The organism is Nostoc sp. XA010 (genome assembly GCF_020829625.1).
In the GTDB taxonomy this organism is placed as follows: domain Bacteria; phylum Cyanobacteriota; class Cyanobacteriia; order Cyanobacteriales; family Nostocaceae; genus Nostoc.
On the sequence record NZ_JAIVFX010000013.1, the window covers coordinates 197,992 to 219,434 of the forward strand.

The following is a 21,443-nucleotide window of genomic DNA, read 5'->3' on the forward strand; positions in this document are numbered from 1 at the left end:
ATTTTTCATAGATTTGGTGTACCTTGTTAATTTCGTGCAATTATTAATACCCATCTTTTCCCAACCTTACCCATCAAAATTTTAAGCCAATGCCTTTGAAGGAACAGCCAATGAATACTTCTAATGAGATACATAAGAAAATCATCAAAAAATCCGACAAGCTTACCCTGAGACAGATGAAGTTAATTGAAGAAGCAGAAGACCAACAACTTCTAGCTAATACTGTCAATTCTCCAGCCCCTGTGGTTGAGGTTGAGGAGAAACCAGTAGCGATTTCAGAGCCTAGAGTTCCTGACTATGTTCCATTCCTTGACAATCCTCCAGTACAATCTGTGGGCAATTCCGGCTGGCAGGTTTCTGATGTCTGGCGGGATATTCGGGTAGATGATTTTTGTAATTAAAGCAGACAATTTCTATTCCCAGACGGTTCTGCATCGAGGCGGTTGCAGTTATCCACGATCTGAATGTCAGAGATTGAGGAACAGGCACTTGATCAGAGAGAAAAGTTTTTCCGAATGCATTCTTCGGCAGCAATACCTCTGTCTCTTCGCTGAACCAATATTATGGCAACCGCCTGAGCAACTTTTGTAAACTATCTTTGCACCAAGTCAAAGTTATAGTTGCATTGTGCCTATAATAAGTTACGGCTAACTATAACTGAAAGTTAGCACCCTGTAAATGGTTATCGCTTGGATTACGCGTCAAAGGCGATACCAAGACAAGCAAAATTTATCGGCAGCGTAATAGTTTTTATTCCGTTGCCAACATGCACCCTCCGCGATCGCATGTTGGTGAAAGTGTTGTATATCAAGGGAAGTGGTTTTAATCGTAGATTATATCGGATAAAAGATAAGGGTATCTTATTTTGTGTTCATATTTGTATGTTACAAATGTAGTATCATGTCACTGAAAGCATAAGCATAATGTGAGCAACTTGCTTGCTTTATAGTTTCAAACTGGGTTGCTCAAGTTATGAGCTTAGGACATTGAGGCGATCGCCGACCTTATGGAGCGATTATTCCAGCTTGTAGTAAAAGCTGACGCTCCTCAACTCTGTCACGACGGTTTAACTGCAATAACCCAATCGTAACCCGACCTATGGGGCTTAAAGGCACAAATTCAGACTCACTTAGGCGAAAATGTTCATGCCAGATGTCTTGGCGAGGATGATACAAGGGTACGATTTTTCCGGTTTCTGGATCGACAGAGGCAAGATCACTTCCTTTGTGCTTATTGCACAGAGTACAGGATAGGGCTAAATTTTCCGCTTCAGTCCGTCCACTATGTTTTTCAGCAATGATGTGGTCAATCTCATGAGGCGCAAAGGTAGCGACATCAGGAATCAGACAATACTCACAACAAGCTTTTGCCCGTTCATAAACCTGTCTTCGGAGAGCTACAGGAATATAGGTTTTGCTCATTCTGCGTCAGCTTCTTTGATCTTCTTGAAGGCTCTAGCCTTAGCCATTCTGACAATATGCTCTAAATATTGATACCCCTGCCATTGCTGCTCTTCTGTTGCGGTTAAGCCTACCGTCCGATTTTTTTCTACCAGAGTGTTAATTTGAGCTTGCAGGGATTCAGAGGGACGCAGGGCAATAATGGCTTCAGCAGTGGGTAGGCTTGCCAGAAATTCTACGACTTCAGCCATACCTGAAAATCCTGACTCAGCGATGGCATTGAGTTCTCGTAACCCCAACTCTAGGATTTGAGGCAGTTTGTCTGCAAAGGGTTGAAGCTGATTGACAACTTCATCAGGTAAGTCAAATGTAACTTGCATAGACGTTTGCTTTTACTACAAGGATACACTTTCTGGATTTTAGCTGACAGAATATTCCACAATTGAAGAAGAATTCAGCTATTCTGAATTCAGGAGTCAGAATGAATGAGTGGGGGATTCAGACCCACCACTCGATTCTTGCACCACTAAATCCCCGATTTAGTGGGGGAGCAAAAACGCCGTTTATTCATCCGCCACTCGCTTAACCTTCTTCTGAATTCTGGCTCCTGACTCCTGAATTCTGTTAGTTAAATCAATCGGATACCGCGTACCTTTGGTCGGCGTAGCCATCGCAATTGTCACCTATGATGCGACCGTAGCAGATCAGACAAAGCGGGTGATTCAGATGCAGGTGTAGAGTCATAAAAAAGTTCAACAATAAATAATAAAGTCCAACAATTTCTGTTAGGTGCTTTACATAATAAAGTCCAACAATTTCTGTTAGGTGCTTTACCCTTACATTTACCTCAGCGATCGCTTTGGTAAATGTCAAGCCTACGAGCGAGTTGTAATTAATCGTTTGGTTCTAAAAGCTTGCCCAGAGCTTCAACGGACTGTCGCCAGCCGCTTTCCATGCCGCTAGCAACCATGCCGTCACGGTCTGACTGGCTCATTGCTGTGCTATGGGTATGAATCTCAGTTGTATGTTCGTCAATCGCTACAAACTCAGCTTTTTCCAGCATGACATGCCCACGTTCCGGCATTCCCAAGAATTCAAATGTCTGCACGATTCGTTTATCTAGAGCGACTTCATGAAAACAGCCAGTAAACTCATACTCGTGACCGTCTTCTGATTGTTCAGCAATGTGCCAACTGCCGCCGTCTTGACAATCGAAGTGATACACTTTCATTGGATTACCGCGACACCACCACAGGGCAAACAGTTCTTCTTTGGTATATGCTTCAAATACCCTTCCTAATGGAGCTTTAATTGTGACAGTACCCAGGATATTTTGTGAATTTTCTGGAACTGTTACTGTCAGATGTGCCATATTAGCCTCCTGCTACTTTGTTATCGATCTTCTAGTAGTTTTTCCAGAGCATCAAAGCGGGCACTCCAGATTTTTTCATACTCGCCCAGATACGCTGCGGCTACTTTGAGAGTTTTCGGCTGAATCTGAATAACTTTCTCCTTACCACTTCGACGCTTGGTAATTAGTCCGGCTTTCTCCAACACACTGATGTGCTTTGCGATCGCTGCAAAAGACATCGCATAGGGTTGTGCTAATTCGCCGATAGTATGTTCTGCTGTTGCTACCCGCTTAAGAATGTCTCGCCGCGTCACATCAGCCAGAGCAGCAAAAATTTTATCAAGGGCTACATTTGATTCAACCATATAGTTGAATGATATCCAAACATACAGATCGTGTCAAGTGACGAGGCGGAGAACTTTTACCTTCTGTCTTGGGCAAATTCTACCTGAAGTCACATACAATTTTGGGTGTCACTTCCACTGTGCTTCCAGGCGATCGCTAGGGAATCTTATTCCCAGCTTGCTCTACTGCCTGTTGCCATACATTTGCTTGTACAGCCGGTTCCAACTCAGCTTTCGCCAAAAACCGCAGTTGTCGTTCATTGGTCGGCATTGGGATTTCTCACCCAATCAAACCTAAATGCCGATGAAATGCTTCAACTGCATTCGCTAGACCATCCTCAGCCCTGATTTTCTCACCTAACTCTTGGGCTTTCTTCCGCATCACCCCATCGCCCAGTACGATTTCAATCGCTGCCGCTAGAGTTTCTTCTGATACCTTGTGGTACGGTATCGGTTGTGGGCTGACTCCCAACCGGGTTAGCTTTTCACCCCAAACTGGCTGATCTGCAAAGAAGGGTACGGTAACTGATGGTGTTCCCGAACGTAACACTGCCGCCGTTGTACTTGCTCCTCCGTGATGTACTATTGCTGGCACTTGGGGAAATAACCAATCGTGAGGAACTTCCTTGATCACAAACACTCGTAGCGAATCTTTTACATTCACTGTTCTTCCAACGTCACCCCATCCTGATAATATAATCCCGCCTTGACGTGTTTTCTTTAAAGCTTCCACGATGTAGTGTGTAAGATATTCTGGATTGGGCATGGTCATACTGCCAAATCCAAAACACAAAGGTAATTGCTTTCGTCCCAGAAAATCCTCTAGTTCCAGGGGTGGCTCGTATTCGGAGGCTTGGTCAATAAACCAAAAACCAGTCACATACACCCATGCAGGCCAGTCACGGGGTCTTGGGATAACGTGCGAACTAAATCCATACAATACAGGGATTCGTGATACATTCGCCGGAGTCTTCCGTCTGAAGCGTCTGCCCAAATACGGTAAGGGCGGCAATTTCAATGTTTCTGTTCTGAAGTGATTGAGCAGTTGACGATATCTTTGCCAGTGCAAGAACTCTACTAGTAAGTAGCAGCCATAATTGATCGCTTTCTTTAGCGGGTTTTTAGTTGTTTGAGCAAATTTCAAAAACCCAAACATCCCTGTGGGAGTCAACGGTAGAACTGATGCAAAAAAGCAAGGTACGCCTAATTTCTCTGCAATGTGATATCCCCAATTGGCTAGCGGCGTGTAGATAATTACCTCACTTCCAACACACGCACTCCAAGCTGATTCCAACTGTTGAAGTAAAAGCTTATCTCCTTCTTCTTTTTTCAACTTTTCTCCCGCAATCAATCGCTGCCCTTGTTTCGATTGCAAAAACTCTTGCATATTGCCAGCGATCGCTGCAAACTCCAGGTCGAACTTCCTCACAAATGGCTCAAAATTCTCATGCGTTGCTACGGTTACTTCATGCCCCGCACGTTTCAACCCAATACCCAAAGCACAGTATGGTTGCAAGTCTCCTCTTGAACCTACTGTTAGGATCGTAATCTTCAGTTTCCGGCTTGGTGCAGTCAAACTTGCCTCAATTGGTTTCTCCACTCAAAACTCCGGCTCTACTCAAGATTGTACTGAATTACCTGTTGTTGGAAGACAATAAGCTCTTCTTAAGCCTTTGGTTTTGGAGACGAAGACAGCTTCAAGCGATCGCAGATGTGGTAATTGTCACTCTAGTACAAGTCTACAACCCTACTTCCCGACAATTGCAACCAGAAGTGGTACAGGACTACTCTTCACTTAAACGCGTATCTCTAGAATAAATGTAAATAATTTATACACTAAATCTTTAAGTAATATAGGAGTTAATTATTTAACCTCATCTCTTAAAAAGAATTACAGAAAAAAATATATTACTACCATTACTCCTGGTAAATTTGAAGGGCAACAGTATATAGAATATATTTTTCCTATACTTAAGAATCATCGCATCATACTTGTAGCCAATAGCCATACTGTAGGCACTTGTACAGTCGGTAAATTACTAGAAATTAGATATAAAAAAGTTGCAAGTGATACCGAAAAATGACTATCTTAACAGTAACTTCGACAACTTCGATTTCATGTGGCGTAATTTTTACTGGTGACTTAGCCAAACTTGCAATATTAAGTGTTGAAACAGCATTGAATCATGTCGATAGCTGTGCGGTAGAGTATCGGTGAACTGCAACTTACGATCAATAGCTTTTCTCTTCCATTCTGATGCTAAGTATTCTTTTAGCTTGATATTAGTATCATCTAGAGTGATAATAGCCCTTAAGTTCAATCTTAAAATCAGGATTTTAGATTGCCAAGTTTAACATTATTTGAGATTCTGAGTAAAAACTTATTTAAGTAATTTTTATTACTTAAGTTTTTGATAGATAAATGAAACCAAAAAATAGTATTTTTTTAAATATTGCTGCTTTTTCACTAATTACTTCTTTTTTCATGACTAATTCATCCAACGCGCAAATAGCTCCCGATTTGACTCTACCTAACAACACAAGTATCAAGATAGACGAAAACATTAGAACTATTGAGGGTGGTACTCAAGTAGGAAATAATTTATTTCACAGTTTCAAGGACTTTTCCGTTCCTACAGATACTAGCGTCCATTTCAACAACGCGCTGGATGTTTACAACATTATCACTAGAATTACTGGCGGTTCCGTCTCTAATCTTGATGGGCTGGTTAGCGCCAATGGTACAGCTAACTTATTCTTGATCAATCCCAGTGGCATTGTCTTTGGCCCTAATGCTCGATTAGATATCGGTGGTTCTTTATTTGCAACTACGGCTGACTCTCTAGAATTTGCCAATGGTTCTGAGTTTAGTGCTATTAACCCACAGCAACCACTGCTGACTGTGGATATTCCTATTGGTTTGCAGTTTAATGGTAATTCTGGAAGTATTACTGTTCAAGGAAAAGGACACACAATTGAGCAGAACGATTTTTTTACCCCTCTTAACCCTAGTAAGTTAGCGAACAGCCTGGAAGTTAAACCTAATAATATTCTTGCTTTGATCGGCAATAATATTACCTTAAATGGAGCTATTCTTAAAAATACTAATGGTCGGCTCGAATTAGTTAGCCTTGAGGAGGGAGTAATAAATTTAAACAACCAAAATAATCAATGGTTAGTCTCTCCCGGAAATAACTTAGTTTATAAAGACATAATAATATCAAATAACTCTTTACTTTATGATGGTAGCTCTAATGGTTCAGGAAATTCTATAGAGATTTATGGAAATAATATATTTTTAGATAAAGGCTCTTTAATTATTGGACAAAGTTTTCAAGATAGACAATTGGGTAATATATTTATTAAAGCTGTAGACTCATTGAGTATACAAAATGAATCTCAAGCAACTGCTACAGGCATTTTTAATATTAATTTTAGCAAAAATACAGGTGGTAACATTGAATTTAATAGTGGGAGAATCTTTTTAAAAGCTTCTCAAGTTGCTACGACAACTTTTAGCAGTGCTGCGGGTGGCAATGTCATTGTGAATGCTGAACAATTAAATTTTGAAGGCTTAACTCTTGAAAGTATTTCTCAAGGGTCTGGAATTAATACATTTACTTACAATGCCGGGAAAGGCGGCGACATTATTGCAAATGTCGGACAAATTGTTGCAAATAATGGAGGATTACTTACAACAACTTTTGGCAGTGGAGATTCTGGGGTTTTAAGACTAACCTCTAACTTTATCTCTTTACGGGCAGGGAGTAGTATAGGCTCTGCAACTTTTGGTCAAGGTAAAAGTGGTAGTGTTTCAGTTAATTCAAACTCTATAGAAATAATTGGCACATCTACTGGTTTAGGTAACGCAAGTAACATTCAATCATCTACTTATAAAGATGGCAATGCTGGTAATTTAGAAATTAATAGTTCAAATTTATTATTACAAGATGGAGGTGCTATTACTACTAGTACTTTCGCTTCCGGCGATGCTGGTAATTTATTTATTAGATCCTCAGAAGCAATTACAATATCAGGAAAATATTTAGACACATTAAGTGCTATATCTTCTTCAGCACCTATACTAAATGAACGCCTCAGAACCGGATTAAGATTACCTCCAGAGCCAACAGGTAGAGCGGGAAGTTTAACTATTGATACTCAAAAGTTAACCATTTCTAATTTTGGACAGCTTAGTGTAATAAATCAAGGCTCCGGTGACGCTGGTACTATCAATATCAATACAGACAAAATCGACATTACAAATCAAGGGGGAATTACAGCGACAACTGCTGTTGGAGAAGGCGGTAACATCAATTTGAAAGCAGAAAATGTTCAACTGAATAATAGCTTTATATCTGCAACCGCAGGCACAAACGGCAGTACAGGCAATGGGGGCAATATTGGTATTGAAACAGGTGCATTAATATTGCAAAGTAACAGCCAAATTACAGCCAATGCCTTTGAGGGTAGGGGTGGGAACATCAAAATCAATACCCCAGGTTTATTTGCCTCGCCAGATAGCCAAATAAAAGCTACTTCAGAAAGAGGAGTTAACGGCTCAGTACAGATTAACACTACTCAAATAGATATTGCTAACTCTGGGATTAGAAATACTGTCTTTCAGTCTCCACAACCGTTTAACACTTGCTCGCCAGAACCTCCTAACTTGCCGAGTGAACTAACTATCTCCGCTAAAGGAGGACTTCCCGCTAGTCTTGATGATTTATCTAGCACTACACTGGGGTGGACAGAACTGGGGTGGACAGACTCCTCAGTACCTATCTCTTCTCAACCACTACCCCAATCTACTCAAACTGATAATACGGAAAATATAGTGGTAGCCCAAGGGTGGCGCAATAACGGGGATGGGACTGTTAGCTTTGTGATTACCCCAGATCCAAGTGACGATATGGGTGCGTACAGTTCGCCATTGAAATCTTCTTGCATCAAGAGAGTACCAGATGTAGGGGGCTAAACATTGAGTTTACATTTACTAGCGTATTTAACGGCAAGTCATTTTTCCTTGGCACAACTTGAGTCTGGTGGCATTCATCAAAAAAATCCGCCAACCATACAACAAACACCCCTGTCGCCCACTCCTTTACCTCCAGCACCGCCACCATTAACGCCTCCAGCATCCTCTACTCCTTTGATTCCCCAAAGAAGCCTTCAACCAAACAATTTCGTTAAAATCAAAGTTCAAGGTTTTCGGTTTCAAGGAAATACAGTCTTTAATAATCAGGAGTTAGAGAAAGTATTATCAGATTTTGTCGGTCAAGAAATCACTTTTGCTGATTTATCAGAAATCAGCGATAAGGTTACTGACTATTATGTAGAGCAAGGGTATATCAACTCTGGTGCATATATTGGTGTTGCTCAGAATCGATCTCTCAAGGTTGACAATGCTATAGTTACTGTCTCAATTGTTGAGGGACGAATAGAAAAAATCAATATTGTCGGCGGCAACAGACTACACAACTATATCCGCGCACGTATTCCACAACCTATTCTCAACAGTAAACGCTTATTGCCAGCACTACAATTACTTCAACAAAACCCATTAATTGAGAAAATTACTGCTTCATTGAAAGAGGGAAGCAAACCAAGCCAAGCTATTTTGGATATTAATGTACAGCCCCAACAGGAATTTAAGGTTAATACTGGTCTAGACAACTACCGATCTCCAGTCATCGGAACTTTCCAGCGCCGCATTGATATCTCGCACAATAACATACTGGGATTGGGAGACGGACTAAGCATTGGTTATAGAAATACAGATGGCAGTAATGCGATTACCCTTGGTTATTCTGTACCTATCAACCCAAACAATGGTACTATCAGCTTTGTTTACGCAAATATTTCCAACAATATCATTGAGCGACCGCTTAACGCCCTGGATATCGTAGCCGATGCATTGGCCTATGAAATTAGTTTTCGCCAACCTTTAATACAACAGGCTTCGGCTAACTCGGCACAAGAATTGGCATTGGGGTTAACTGTTTCGCGGCTAGAAAGCGAATCATCGTTGCAAAATACTCCTTTTCCTATCTCGGCGGGCGCAGATGCTTCGGGGCGCACAAGGATTTTTGCACTCAGGTTTTTCCAAGATTGGGCAAATCGCAGCCTTAATCACTCTTTTTACGCTCGTTCAACCTTTAGTTTAGGTTTAGATGCACTAGATGCTACCATCAATCCCGAACCTCCCGATGGGCAGTTTTTTACTTGGGTAGGTGAAGCTCTATGGTTAAAGCGTTTAGGCAATAGTAACACTTCTGTTGCTATCCGCTCACGCCTCCAATTGGCGGATAGACCTTTACCAGCTTTTGAGCAAATTAGTCTTGGAGGCATCAGTACTGTCAGAGGTTATAGGCAGGATACTTTTATATCTGACAATGGATTTCTTTTATCTACAGAATTACGCATTCCGGCTTGGAAAACGACTACGCAAGAATTACAGGTCATCCCCTTCATTGAATTTGGCACAAGCTGGAACAATAGTTCTGATACTTTCAGCCCTTCAGGTAGTTTAACCTCTATTGGTCTAGCTCTCCAATATCGCAGCGATCGCTTCAATGCCCGTCTTGATTGGGGCATTCCTCTGAATGAAATTAACTCAAGCTCCAACACATGGCAAGAAAATGGCATTTATTTCTCGCTTAATTATCAACTGCTTTAAAAAAACTAAATATTTATTTCTAAGTTTATTATTTACGCTAATAGTGGTGATTAACCATGAAGTAATACTAGCAGCATCTACACCTACTTTAGAAATAGCAAAATCTCTCACACAGCAGGGTTTTTCACAATTGTACGATGGAAAACCAGAAGCTGCATTTAAAGCATGGCAAGCAGCTTATCGAGCCTATGAGCAATTAAACAATGAGCAGGGAATGAACGGCAGTTTAATTAATCAAAGTCTGGCGCTGCAAGCACTAGGCTCTTATACTACAGCTTGCCAAATCCTCACTCAAGCTTTATCTCTAAATAATGGTATTTGCCCTGATTCGCTACAGAAACAAACTAATTTTTCCCAATTGTCTTATTTAAAGTCAACACTTCATCAAAAGCAAATCACCGAATATTTTCAGTTGACTGGATTTTATAACCTAGCTAACGTGCTTCGGGTTATGGGCGAACCTGAAGTTTCCTATGTAATCTTACAAGAATGTTTAACATCGGTAGTACAATTACAAAACAAAAAAATCCAAGACAATTTATTACTGAATTTAGCTAATACAGAAGTAATACTTTATAATCAAGCCAAAAGTAAATATCAACTTACTGATGACTTTGCTGCTCAAAAAAAGGCAATTATTTTAGCTAAGTCTAAATTTGTTGCCGCCCAAAAAATATACCAGAAACTCAGCAATAGCCAAAGTACAGTTTCTCTACAGGCTAAATTAAATTGGCTAAAGTTACTTTTAGATAGTACATCATCACAATTTTCTCAAGATATACCAATCAATGAGTCTGTTTCGGAAATCATAAATGATATCCTTGCAAAATTAGAACAATTTAGAACTTTGCCAAAGATTGAGTCAATTTATGGCAAACTTAAATTGTCCCGAAGTTTAATAAACATTACTCAAACTCCTACTTTAAAACTCAAAGAACTAACCAGTACCAATTTACAATCTGTAGCTTTATCCTTATCAGAGGAGGCATTAACTAATGCTAAAGATTTGAATAATCTTAGAGCGATTGCTTACAGTTATGGTACTCTAGGTAAGATTTACACTACTTATGGAGAGTTATCCAAAGCTGAAAATTCCTATTATGAAGGGGTGTTATATGCTCAATCAGTACAGGCTTGGGATATCGTCTATCAATGGCAATGGGAATTAGCTCGGCTTTATAAAGTATCTGATAAAATCGAGCGAGCTAATCAATTTTATGCAACTGCTATCAAAAATCTTGATAAAGTGCGTAGCGATATTTTACTGTTTAACTCTGATATTCAATTTGCCTTTGAAGAAAAAGTAGAGCCACTTTACCGCGAATACATATCATTATTACTTAACAAGAATATTTCTAATAAAACCTACAATAGGCAAGCTATTAAAATTCAAGAACAACTTAAATTTGCTGAAGTAGAGAATTTCTTACGTTGTGGTAAATTTGCTGAAAACACCCTAGATGCAAGATTGGATCGCGGATTAAAAGATTTGGATTATATTGTTTACCTCATTAAATTAAATGACCGAGTGGAGGTGCTTGTTAAAACTTCTCAAGATATCTATCGTCATACAATAGATTTAGATATAATTGGTGAACCTCTGACTAATTTCTTCAATATTATCCAGAACTTAGAATTCGTTGATATTAAAGGTTATAACTTTCTCACCTATTCGCAAGCTGTTTATCAGCTTTTGATTCAACCTATCAAACAATATTTACCCTCATCGGGCAAAATAGGTTTCGTCCTAGATAGTTATTTTCAAAATTTGCCCCTAGATATGTTATATGATGGGCAAGAATATTTATTAGAGAAATACATTATTTCTGTAGGTTCTAGTGCTAAACAATTGCGGCAATCGCTGCTTAAACCAGCTACAACTTTAGCTAGTGGCGTTTCTCAGATTAGTCCCAGTTTCAGTAATCCTATCGTCCCTAGAGATTTACGTCCTTTACCTCAAGTCAGATTAGAGATTGATAATATTAAGAAAGCTAATCCCTCTGCCATTACATTACTTGATAGCGAATTTACTCATGAACGATTTAGTAAAGATATTGAAAACAATTCTTTTTGGGCAATTCATTTAAGTAGCCATGCTCAATTTAGCTCGGACATTGAACAAACCTTTGTCTTAGCATGGGATATTCCCCTGATGGTTAATGATTTGAAAGGTTTACTACAAAATAAAAGCAACCTTGATCTACTCGTGTTGAGTGCTTGCCAAACTGCCAAAGGTGATAGACGCTCCTTTTTGGGTATTGCTGGCATAGCCGCACAAGCCGGAGCGCGTGGTGTTGTAGCCAGTCTATGGCTAGTTGATGCTGATTCTACTGCTCAACTGATGACTAAATTTTATGAAGGACTCAAATCTGGACTTACTAAAGCCGAAGCACTAAGATCAGCACAACTCAGTTTATTAAAAAGTGACAAATATTTTCACCCATATTATTGGAGCGCATTTATTCTCGTTGGCGGATAACTAGTTTGCTCCTTGACCTTTGCCTGTGCTGCAATCTTTATGCCAGCTTCTGCTAAAGCTAACTCTACAGTATTATTTGCTTGTTGGGCTAATTTCTTAGCTGTTAAATACGTTTCATTAGCTTGTTGAGGGAACTTAGCTATTAAGTAGCGATCGCCTAACAATCTATAAATTTTGGGGTTCGTTGAACCTGCTTTAGCTCTAACATCTAACACTTTTATCGATTCATTGACTAAATTGTATGACTCATATACTGCATCCATATCAATCGCCAATTCATCAAGCGGCTGTTGAAGGTTTAAGAGAATGTTAATAGTCTGTTTTACTTGTTGTAGTCTTTCATTTGAAGCTAACAATAACAGCGCCGAGCTACTATCTATTACTTTATCGCCCCGCATAGCCACTATCTCTACACTGTATGCTTGCCCTGGCTTCAGTTCTGCAAGATATTGCGGATAGGTCAGGGTTTCACCCTTGACTTCTAGTTGCCAGTTAATACCTCCGTTTCCTTTGACCTGCACAATGTAGTTGGTAGCTCCCTTTGTTCTAAACCAGGATAATGTCGGTCGTGAGTTGTTGATTACTACACCATACGGTGTAATCTTATTCGGCTTGTTCTCTTCATTCGGCCCTTTAGCGATGACGCAGTTTCTCCCCTGTAAAACGTTACATCCTCTACCTTCGTTCGCTTGTAATGGTAAACAATGTTTACCTACCACATCATTAGGGATGTCTATTATTATTCCTCTTGGGTAACAGAGGATTTTTACCTTCCCACCATTGGCTGTTCTAACTCTATCTTCACTACATAATTTTGTTAAAGGCTTATGGTGAATATCTCCATCTATCACTTTCGCTATTGGTTCGCAAGAGGCTTTAGATTGCCGGTTTGCCCTTACTACTTCCTGCCCCCGCACACGACTTACAGTGACGTTTGCTAATATCAATCCTAATATAATGGCTCCGATCTGAATCTTCTTCAACATGAGATTTATATACTTATTTTTCTACAAAATATTTTTCAAAATACTAAAATTTATCTCTTTTTAAATATCCTTTCTATTAATTCCCCTCGCCATTTTTGTACTTCTGGCAACCACGTATCCATCTTTGCCAGTAAGCATATTTCACCGTAACCACTTGCAGAATTTATATCTCCTAACGCTTCTTTCGCTTTCGATAACAAGCAATACACATCAACTCTTTGAGAATCTAAATTAAAGGCTGTTTGCAAATCTTTATCCGCCCCTTGATAATCTTTTTGCATCAGTTTCGCCCAGGCTAAATTTTTATACAATGCTGCTCTTAACTGTTTATCACTAGATGGGGCTTTATTCAATCCTTCTATTGCTAGTTTTTGAGCTTGAGTATAATTTCCTTGCAAATTATTCAACCTAGACAAATTATTCACAGCAATTAACGCCTGCTCCTGACCAGATTTAATTGCTAAGTTATATTGTTCTTGAGCTAAATCATATTTTTCTTGACTTTCATAAAAGTTAGCTAAATTGTAGTGTCCTGTCCAGGAGTTAGGCTCTAGCCTAAAAAGCTGTTGGTAACTTTTATTTACACAATCTATATCTCTCAAAAATTGACAAGCCAATGCTAGATTATTATATGAATCTATATCATTCGGATTATATTTAGCCGCTAAATTATAATATTTCTTTTCTAATTCTAAATCTTCTTTAACTCTTGCTGCTATATCAAAGTAGAATTTGGAAATTTGATTACTTAATTCCGGGCGAATTTTTACTGCTTGGTCAAATACCTTTTGCGCTTGTTCTGTATTATTTTCCTCCTCTAGCTTTTGCCCTTGTGCTATTAAACTATTTGCATACATTGGTAATCCAACTGTATAACCTAGTAATCCTACCAAACTAATGCTGGCGATCGCCGCACTGAACATGAAGGGTTTCGACCTTGTTAGTCTATAAATCTTATTTTGCTTAGGCAGTTTTTTCAGTCGCCACAAAATAATTCCCGTTGTTTGTGGTCGATGTGCTGGGTTTGGAGCCATCAACTCCTCAATAAAATCCGCCAATGGCTTATCTATCTGTGGTGCTTTATGTCTCCAGATCAGTCTCCCCGCATCATGATTTGTCTCTAATTCTCTTAATTTTACCCCCGTCACCAAGCGAAGCATAGTCCGACCTAAAGCATAAAAATCCGACTGTGGAACCGCATGACCATGCGCTTGTTCTAGCGGACTGTAATAATGGGAAATTACTTTGGTGATTTCGTAATTACTGATAGTTCTGTCCGTTCCTCCAGTTGAGCTTACTTTGGCTAAATATGTATCTGTTATCTGGCGTGCAGCCCCAAAATCTATTAAATATAAATGTCCATCCGGATCTAGAATTATATTGCTTGGTTTGATATCTCTATGAAAAAATTCTGTATGATGTACTAAATCTAGTATTGCTACTATTTGTTCCAACCAATCTAGTGCTAACTCTTGTGAAATTGGTGGATGAGTTTCTATCCAATCTTCTAAATTTTCCCCTTCAATTTTATCCATGATTAAGCATCGGAATTTGAAGGGGCTGTTCTCTAATTCGACGGTAAAGTAGTCATCATCTCCGTTTGTCTGCGGAATATTTGGATGATTTATTAATTGCAAGGCTAAAACCTCGCGCTCAAATCGCTCCACAAATTGAGGCGAATTCCATTTTAATATCTTCATGACTCGTCGTTTACGCCCAGGACTCCACTGCGTCCCAGAATCCTCTATTTCAAAAATCTCATTTGCCGTGAACGGGTTGCGATCTAATTCTCTTAATGGTTTAACTAGACGGACACGTTCATTGATCACTAAAGATGTACCGCAAGAAGCGCATTTGTCGGCATCATCAAGATTCTGCCGTCGTTCACACAGAGGGTTTATACAGTAACACGACATCTTGTCTTAACTTTTTATTAAAGAATTAGCATTTGAGCAATATTTCGTTATTGACAACATTATAAAAATATTTCTTATGACTATTGCTTTTATTCACATTTAATGCCATAAAGCAAAATCTTTTTGTGACTTCAAGTCACTTTGCATTAAAAATTATATGTTTACATTTACAAGATACTATCAAAACCCTCATAGAATAAGGCTTGAGCAATAGGTGTCTAATCTGGGTGACTTTGTTTTGCATAAAAACACTCATTTAATCTTTTAGGAGATACACTTATAATCTAAAAAGCTGATACTATTATAAGTGACTCAGAGTCATAAGAATTAAATAGCCAGTTGATTTGATTTTACAAACGTTTCTTGCGGAACTCACGTACCAAAAGGAAAACTTCTTTTATGGATTTGAGCATTGAGCATGGGGTAAATTTTCAGAATTCTCTTTCTTCATCATTTTTTACACAAGAGCAACAGTCTCTGGAGTTACTACAGTCTTCCCCAACCGTATCCTTTTACCAAGCTCTAACTGTAGTCAACAATATAATTTTTACTGAAAAAAACCGCTCCTTGACTAAACCTGAGATCGCCGTCCTCAAGGGTGCATGGGAAAACCAAGATTTTTCTGAGATAGGGCAGCAGTCTGGCTATAAGGCTGGCTATTTACAGCGTCGTATAGCTCCTCAACTGTGGAACTTGCTTTCTGAAACAGTAACCAAAGGACAACAGGTCTTAAAGAGGAAAGTACGAACCCTGCTGACAGAAGTTGTTATAAACTATTATCAATCTAATCCCCATCTAGAACTTCCTTTATTTGATAGTCAGTTTATTAAAGGTCAACTTCCTAGCTCTAAACTATCCAATTTTTACGGTAGGCAACAAGAACTATACCACTTAAAGAAATTAATTAACAACCATCGGTGCATATCTTTAGCAGGTGTCCCTGGGGTTGGTAAAACTGCTTTGTCCGCAAAACTCTTAGCAGAACTTAGCTTAGACTCTACTCAACACTTTGATTTCCTGGTTTGGAAATCAGTAACTCACTCAGTACGCCTTCAAGATTTATTGGGCGAACTAATCGATTTAATTCAACCAGATACTTCTCTCAACTTACCTGAATATACTCAAGCTCTGATTACCGCCTTAATTAAGCATTTACAATCTCATCGTTGTTTACTCGTACTGGATGGTTTTGAAGCTCTGTTTAAAACCTCTAATTTAGAACAAAGATTAGACTATAAAATATTCATGCGTCGGCTGTTAGAGGAAGAGCATAAGAGTTGTGTATTACTGACTTGTCGAGCTTTACCTAATGAAATTCATGCTATGAGCAAAGATGACCGATCTATCCTCTATTTTCGGGTAGACGGTTTAGATACAGATGCTGCTCTAAATTTTTTATCGGATCAAGGTTTAACAAACAAAAACGATTGTCTTGATTTAATTAAAACCTATCGTAGTAATCCCTCAGAATTAGCCACAGTAGTTCAAAAGATTAAACATTTCTTTTCTGGCAGTACAGAAATATTTTTTAAAAATAAAACTACTTTTATTACTGATGAGTTTCAATCAATGTTAGATGAAACTTTTGGTGAATCTTTGGAGCAAACCGAACGTTATATTATGATTTATTTAGCTAAAAAATTATCCCTAGACCCCACACCGATTAGTTTTAGTGACCTATTAATACAGATCAATTCTTCTAATAATATATCGGCTTCTACTTCGGCAATTATTAAAGCTTTAGAAAAGTTAGAACAACTATCTTTAATTGAAAGCATTAAAGACCCAAACACTAAAGAAATCGCCTTTACTTTGCAACCTGTAGTCAAAAAATACATTAATACTGATCCCTTGGGTCTAGTAAAGTCACAAAACTCTTTCCCCTCATTAGCTAACGCATTTTAGAGAAGTATTTATGCTCCTAAGAAAAAACAAAAATCTAGCTACTAAAATTTTAACGACAAATAATTATGTAGAGAATTTACTCCAAAAACTGTTTTTTTCTACACAAGTAGCTTTGAATCCAGCTGATCATCGGTTTGCGCTGCACGAACCTAAGCAAAAAGTTTTCCCCGCCAATCTGAAGATGAAGTTTTTAACCTACTACTAGGGTTGGCTTGAGAAAAACCCTTATAAAATAGGGTAATTTTATTACGTTTAACAAAACAGGAGGTAGTATAACTCAGCATTTAAACCTCACTAGATGCGAAAAGAAGCAAAGTTCTGTAAGATCAAGCATGTTCATGTATAAACCTAAGAATCAAGAATGGAGGAAAAGCTCATACATAAAAATTTAGGCAAAACGCACTAGGGAGTACGCTTTGCCTTAAGGTGAAAAGAAACGACATATTTTAGGGCGGGGTTGATCTCGGCTGACAAAGAAAGTGGCACTTAAAGTTTGGCGACTTGAAACCACTGACTTGTCAAAAGATACCCACGCTGCTTTGCTATTGCCATTATACTCTAAAGCAATACGCACGGCCAGCTTTTGCTGACCGTTGGTAGTATTTTGACAAAAAATTTATATTTAAGATATGTAAATTTTTGTAAAAGCAGCGTCATAGGCAATTCGCAAAACCCTACGGAAAGCAGCACAAAGCGCGTCTACGCAATTCGCAATTGCAGAGTAATTGAATAATTAATGAATTCAGGCTCTTTTACTCTACTTCGTCTATGAGGAGGAAGTACGGGCGTAAATATAACTGCGGATTGCGAGTTAGTAATTGCGAATTGATTTAATCGACCCCCTCTGAAACTTGACAATAAAGTTATCGGAGGAATCTACCGTGCAAAATAACCAATGCCCATCTCTTCTGGGTATTGGGGATCAAGTGTTGCCAGGTAACATTTGTGAATACCCCAATCATCTGACCGCCGCCGAGTATCATGAGTTAGCGGTGGGCAGCGCCATTCATCGAAGCTTGATTGAGCGCAACTTTTTCCATGTAGAGGGAGAATCAGTTTATGATTTCCTGTTCATATCTGATAAGCTGCCACGCAAGAATGCGGGTCGGGTCACGGATGGATACATCAAAATGTATCAGCATCTATTACTGGGTGGGACGTGGATTCAGTCACTTGACCCGTTTAAAAACTGGCAACCGATGGAATGGGGAAGGATCAAGCCCAACTTCCCGCGCATTGATTGGCAAAAAGGCAAGCCAGTTAAGTACGAGTCACCGCCCAAAACCCCCAACCGCGTTACCTACTTTGATGTCGCTAACCCCATCTGGGACAAAGTTGCAAAGCGTTATTTAATTAAGCGCTATCATTCACTTTTAGCATTGCGCTTGCTGGATCAACTCAATCCATTAATATTTTGGGAGTGGATAAAGCAGCATCCAGAGATTCCGATTATCTTATGCGAGGGTGAGAAGAAAGCCGCTTGCTTGCTCTCTTTGGGGTTTGTAGCGATCGCACTGCCGGGGATTTGGAACGGGCGCGTCGGCAAACAGGATTTTGATGAACGGTTGCATCCTGACTTAGTACCAATGGCTCAGGCGGGGCGCAAGTTCATAATTCTTTTTGACCACGAAACTTCTTCTAAAACCAGGTGGTCGGTGTTTCAAGCCACTGTTCGCACTGCAAAAGCAATCTTAGCGGCTGGTTGTGAATGTGAAGTTGCGCTGTTACCAGGCCCAGAGAAAGGTGTTGATGATTTTGTTGTGGCGCGGGGCGAAGATGCTAACGCTCTACTGACCGCAATCATCAATGATGCTAAATCACTTGCTGATTACAAGCGCTCGTATCGGGCTAAGAAATGGGGACTTAGCAAATACAAACCAGATGTCACTGTTAATGTCAAGTATCTCTCTGAGGCTTTGTGCATTCCTGAACTTGAAGAAAAATGCTTGAGAGTGCCTGAGCTTTATGAGCTTGAAAAGGAACAACTTTTCACGCCATCTATAAAAGGACATTGGAGAAAGAAGGAGTCTACCGATTCTGGCGGAGTTAATTCAGACAAATCGAAGAAATCCCCTACCTTCAATTTCCCAAAATCAGGACTGGTCGTACTCTGGAGCGACATGGGTACAGGGAAAACCGAGTTAATGCGCTGGTGGCGTGACCAAAATCCTGATGCGCGGTTCCTCAACAATGGACATCGGGTTAACTTGCTGAAAAATCTTGCCGAACGCTTGCGGACGGCGATGTATTCCGACTTGGGTTACACAGGTTTAGCCCAGGCTCAAGCCCTTAGTATTACTATTGACAGCTTGCACAAACTCAATACTCAGTCTCTCACTTACGGCTGCATATTTATAGATGAAGCCTGCCAATACCTCACCCACTTACTGCACAGTAATACTTGCAAACAGCACCGTGCCGCCATTTTGGAGGTACTGGAATATATAGTATACAATGCGCCACTGGTCGTCATCGCTGATGCACACATGGATGATTTAACGGTAAACTTCTTTCTTGCAATGCGACCAAAAGGTGAAGTACCTTACATCATTAAAAACGAATGGCGAAACGGTTCACGCACAATTTATTGGTACGAGGGGGATAATTCTAGCGCCATAGTCGCCCAAATCTCGGCAGCGCTGATGCTTGGAGAAAAAGTTATGGTTGCCAGCGACAGTAAGCGTTTTATCAAAAAACTCGACAAATCCTTTACAATCAACTACGAAGAATCTAACTCCGAAAAATCACATACACAAAAAAAATATCGTATCTGGTCGGTTCACTCTGACAATTCTGGCAGTGATGAGAATGTCGCTTTCATCAAAGATATCACCAACGCCGTCAAAAACTTTGATGCCTTGTTCGCCTCTCCCAGTCTCGGTACTGGTGTCGATATTTCTGAGTATCATTTTGACTTAGTATTTGGTGTGTTTCACGGCGTTTCCCAAACTGCTACTGAATGCGCCCAACAGCTTTACCGTTATCGTCCAAAAGTCCCGTTTCATATTTGGGTGGCCCCGCGTCCTCCCTTTGGTTACAAGGATACCAATGCTACCAAGATTAAAGAGCGCTTACTCCAAACCAATGAAATGACCGCTTTTCTGTTGCGAATTGACAGAGAAACGGGTAAGCGGGGAGCGGAGAAAGATTGGGCGCTTGAGGCTTACTGCCAAATTATGGCTAACCGCCACTATTCTCTCAATAATCTGCGTGATGATTTGCGATCGCTGCTCACGGAAATGGGCAATACATTTATATATGTGGGAAGTGATTCAGATCCTCAGTCTCTCGAAAGTCTTAAAGCAGCAGCACAAGCTTTGGATAGTGCCCACAATTCGGCTGTTGCCAAGGCCAAGAATATTACTTTGAGCGAGTACCGTGCCCGTCAGAGCAAAGATTACCTTGACCCTAATGAAATTTTTGAATGCGAAAAATTCCGCATTTCTGATTCTTACGGCATCGAAGTAACCGAATCACTCGTAGAAATGGATAAAGGTGGTCGATTAATTAGAGCGATCGCTGGACTTGAGGCAATTTTAGCCGCACCCGAAGAATCGTTTACTGACCCCAAAACTGGGCAAAGTTATCCTACCCCACCAACAATTGTCACCCAAAAAGACCGCACCGAGCGCGACAATCTCCCTTTGTGCATCGACTGGGGTAATTACTCCGCACGCTGGCTGGCTAGATTTAACCTGGGGCTGCATCAAATTCTCACTTCTTTAATGAAGGGTGATGAAGTTACTGCCGACGATTCCACCTTACTCAAGATGACGGAGATCGCTATACATTGTGCTGCTCACGTCAAAGCAATTCTTGGGTTTACTATTCCACATGATTGTAAACCTATTTGGTTGCTGGCGACTTTACTAGAGCAGCTGGGGCTAAAGTTGACCTTCCGTAAGCAGGGCAAGCGCGGTCAACAGGTGAAACTTTTCTCTTTATCAAAGTTGGAATTGGAATTTGCTCTCCAAGTAATTGCTCATCGTGAAACGAAGCGTAATCAAAAAGAAAATCGAACCTATTACGCTCCCCAAACCTGTACTGTGTATAGTGTAAACCCGAATCAGCAGCCCGTATCCATCCCCCCCCTTGATGCTATAGGGAACTCCCATTGCCAGGGGGAAGATACTACCGAATTTGAGTCGCCTCCGACCGATCGCATTACCCTACTCCACTGCGTAGAAATACTTCGCTCTGGCATTTCTCGTGGAGTGGACGCAATTAAAAGCATTCTCAAGCGATGGCAGAGTGATTTGCGCTGGGAGACGGTACTGGAGTTGGAGACGATCGCGGCAAATGAACTGCGTAAGCTTGAGTCGGCAGTACCAGAATTTTACGCCTTGCTCAATGAAGATGTGTTGCCTATCGAGGAGTAATTTC

The 21,443-nt window shown here is 40.1% G+C and carries 15 protein-coding genes; 8 read left to right on the plus strand and 7 right to left on the minus strand.

Annotated elements, in window-relative coordinates; translation table 11 throughout:
- Positions 1–110 precede the first annotated feature (110 nt).
- Entirely contained in the window at positions 111–401 is a 291-nt protein-coding gene (locus tag LC608_RS20070) for a hypothetical protein (protein WP_229555189.1), read from the plus strand.
- 603 nt (positions 402–1,004) lie between these two features.
- On the opposite strand, the gene LC608_RS20075 is transcribed toward LC608_RS20070, so the two are convergent.
- From LC608_RS20075 to LC608_RS20095, 5 genes are all read right to left on the minus strand, one after another.
- Entirely contained in the window at positions 1,005–1,421 is a 417-nt protein-coding gene (locus tag LC608_RS20075; RefSeq protein ID WP_229555190.1) for an HNH endonuclease, read from the minus strand.
- Positions 1,418–1,780, minus strand: coding sequence for a hypothetical protein (locus tag LC608_RS20080; RefSeq protein ID WP_229555191.1), 363 nt, complete (start codon positions 1,778–1,780; stop codon positions 1,418–1,420). The genes LC608_RS20075 and LC608_RS20080 overlap by 4 nt, the downstream gene beginning before the upstream one ends.
- 512 nt (positions 1,781–2,292) lie before the next feature.
- Positions 2,293–2,772 carry an SRPBCC domain-containing protein gene (locus tag LC608_RS20085; RefSeq protein ID WP_229555192.1) on the minus strand — a complete coding sequence of 160 codons (480 nt, stop codon included), beginning with the start codon at positions 2,770–2,772 and terminating at the stop codon, positions 2,293–2,295.
- A 20-nt stretch (positions 2,773–2,792) separates the two neighbouring features.
- Positions 2,793–3,116, minus strand: coding sequence for a metalloregulator ArsR/SmtB family transcription factor (locus tag LC608_RS20090; protein WP_229555193.1), 324 nt, complete (start codon positions 3,114–3,116; stop codon positions 2,793–2,795).
- Between the two features lie 259 nt (positions 3,117–3,375).
- The gene (locus LC608_RS20095; RefSeq protein ID WP_308189898.1) at positions 3,376–4,695 is read right to left on the minus strand and encodes a glycosyltransferase; all 1,320 of its coding nucleotides are present in this window, start codon (positions 4,693–4,695) and stop codon (positions 3,376–3,378) included.
- Positions 4,696–4,736: 41 nt separating this feature from the next.
- On the opposite strand from LC608_RS20095, the gene LC608_RS20100 reads away from it, so the two are divergent.
- The 5 genes from LC608_RS20100 to LC608_RS20120 all read left to right on the plus strand — a co-directional run bounded on the left by LC608_RS20100 (position 4,737) and on the right by LC608_RS20120 (position 12,253).
- Positions 4,737–4,913, plus strand: coding sequence for a hypothetical protein (locus LC608_RS20100; RefSeq protein ID WP_229555194.1), 177 nt, complete (start codon positions 4,737–4,739; stop codon positions 4,911–4,913).
- A gap of 262 nt (positions 4,914–5,175) precedes the next feature.
- The gene (locus LC608_RS20105; protein ID WP_229555195.1) at positions 5,176–5,313 is read left to right on the plus strand and encodes a hypothetical protein; all 138 of its coding nucleotides are present in this window, start codon (positions 5,176–5,178) and stop codon (positions 5,311–5,313) included.
- A gap of 267 nt (positions 5,314–5,580) precedes the next feature.
- A complete protein-coding gene (locus LC608_RS20110; protein WP_229555196.1) occupies positions 5,581–8,073 on the plus strand; it encodes a filamentous hemagglutinin N-terminal domain-containing protein in 2,493 nt (830 codons plus the stop codon).
- Positions 8,074–8,076: 3 nt separating this feature from the next.
- Positions 8,077–9,774 (plus strand): ShlB/FhaC/HecB family hemolysin secretion/activation protein, encoded by a 1,698-nt coding sequence (locus LC608_RS20115; RefSeq protein ID WP_229555197.1) that lies wholly within the window; start codon positions 8,077–8,079, stop codon positions 9,772–9,774.
- Positions 9,701–12,253, plus strand: coding sequence for a CHAT domain-containing protein (locus LC608_RS20120; protein WP_229555198.1), 2,553 nt, complete (start codon positions 9,701–9,703; stop codon positions 12,251–12,253). Before LC608_RS20115 ends, LC608_RS20120 begins: the two co-directional genes overlap by 74 nt.
- Here LC608_RS20120 and LC608_RS20125 read toward each other — a convergent pair.
- Both LC608_RS20125 and LC608_RS20130 read right to left on the minus strand, forming a co-directional pair.
- Positions 12,220–13,239 carry a fibronectin type III domain-containing protein gene (locus LC608_RS20125; protein ID WP_229555199.1) on the minus strand — a complete coding sequence of 340 codons (1,020 nt, stop codon included), beginning with the start codon at positions 13,237–13,239 and terminating at the stop codon, positions 12,220–12,222. The genes LC608_RS20120 and LC608_RS20125 overlap by 34 nt on opposite strands.
- 50 nt (positions 13,240–13,289) lie before the next feature.
- On the minus strand, positions 13,290–15,155 hold the full coding sequence (locus tag LC608_RS20130) for a protein kinase (protein WP_374108416.1): 1,866 nt from the start codon (positions 15,153–15,155) through the stop codon (positions 13,290–13,292).
- Between the two features lie 399 nt (positions 15,156–15,554).
- Here LC608_RS20130 and LC608_RS20135 point away from each other — a divergent pair, with 399 nt between their 5' ends.
- The gene (locus tag LC608_RS20135) at positions 15,555–17,060 is read left to right on the plus strand and encodes an NB-ARC domain-containing protein (protein ID WP_229555201.1); all 1,506 of its coding nucleotides are present in this window, start codon (positions 15,555–15,557) and stop codon (positions 17,058–17,060) included.
- An 881-nt stretch (positions 17,061–17,941) separates the two neighbouring features.
- Positions 17,942–21,439, plus strand: coding sequence for a plasmid replication protein, CyRepA1 family (locus LC608_RS20140; RefSeq protein WP_229555202.1), 3,498 nt, complete (start codon positions 17,942–17,944; stop codon positions 21,437–21,439).
- Positions 21,440–21,443 lie beyond the last annotated feature (4 nt).

Coding starts and splice junctions, on each gene's coding strand:
- LC608_RS20070 (WP_229555189.1), top strand. CDS start 111: ATGAATACTTCTAATGAGATACATAAGAAAATCATCAAAAAATCCGAC.
- LC608_RS20075 (WP_229555190.1), bottom strand. CDS start 1,421: ATGAGCAAAACCTATATTCCTGTAGCTCTCCGAAGACAGGTTTATGAA.
- LC608_RS20080 (WP_229555191.1), bottom strand. CDS start 1,780: ATGCAAGTTACATTTGACTTACCTGATGAAGTTGTCAATCAGCTTCAA.
- LC608_RS20085 (WP_229555192.1), bottom strand. CDS start 2,772: ATGGCACATCTGACAGTAACAGTTCCAGAAAATTCACAAAATATCCTG.
- LC608_RS20090 (WP_229555193.1), bottom strand. CDS start 3,116: ATGGTTGAATCAAATGTAGCCCTTGATAAAATTTTTGCTGCTCTGGCT.
- LC608_RS20105 (WP_229555195.1), top strand. CDS start 5,176: ATGACTATCTTAACAGTAACTTCGACAACTTCGATTTCATGTGGCGTA.
- LC608_RS20110 (WP_229555196.1), top strand. CDS start 5,581: ATGACTAATTCATCCAACGCGCAAATAGCTCCCGATTTGACTCTACCT.
- LC608_RS20120 (WP_229555198.1), top strand. CDS start 9,701: ATGAAATTAACTCAAGCTCCAACACATGGCAAGAAAATGGCATTTATT.
- LC608_RS20125 (WP_229555199.1), bottom strand. CDS start 13,239: ATGTTGAAGAAGATTCAGATCGGAGCCATTATATTAGGATTGATATTA.
- LC608_RS20130 (WP_374108416.1), bottom strand. CDS start 15,155: ATGTCGTGTTACTGTATAAACCCTCTGTGTGAACGACGGCAGAATCTT.
- LC608_RS20135 (WP_229555201.1), top strand. CDS start 15,555: ATGGATTTGAGCATTGAGCATGGGGTAAATTTTCAGAATTCTCTTTCT.